Source organism: Catenulispora pinistramenti (assembly GCF_018274385.1).
In the GTDB taxonomy this organism is placed as follows: Bacteria; Actinomycetota; Actinomycetes; order Streptomycetales; family Catenulisporaceae; genus Catenulispora; species Catenulispora pinistramenti.
This window is the reverse complement of sequence record NZ_JAAFYZ010000606.1, coordinates 1-382: the sequence shown is the minus strand read 5'-3', so window position 1 is coordinate 382 and position 382 is coordinate 1. Positions and strand designations below refer to the sequence as shown.

Sequence of the window (382 nt, the reverse complement as noted above, 5' to 3'; positions counted from 1 at the left end):
ACATCTGGAACAGCGGCGACGCCGGCGTCAGCGAACACGCCACCACCGTGGTCCGCCAAGCATTCGAAACCCGGCTACGCAGCGCCTTCTTCAACACCCGCATGCGCCAAATCCACGGCCTGGACACGACCCGCAAAGCCGACCCCGAAACCGCCACCGCCACGCTCGACCACTTCCGCGAAACCATCCTCATAGCCGAAGACAGCAACCTCGAAAGCCGCTTCCACCTCGAAAAAGCCCTCGAAACCGGGCTGACCCAAGCCGCCACCGACTTCCACCAACTCGCCCAAGACTTCACCATCCCCACCGACCGCTACACCGCCCTAGCCAACGACTACCGCACCGCCGCCACCACCTACATCCACAACACCCGCGACGAATT

1 protein-coding gene is annotated in these 382 nt (G+C 63.4%); it reads left to right on the top strand.

Annotated elements, in window-relative coordinates; all coding sequences use genetic code 11:
* Nucleotides 1-101: 101 nt before the first annotated feature.
* Nucleotides 102-382 (top strand): hypothetical protein (locus KGQ19_RS48945; protein WP_212022534.1); only part of this gene is annotated, 281 nt, incomplete at its 3' end.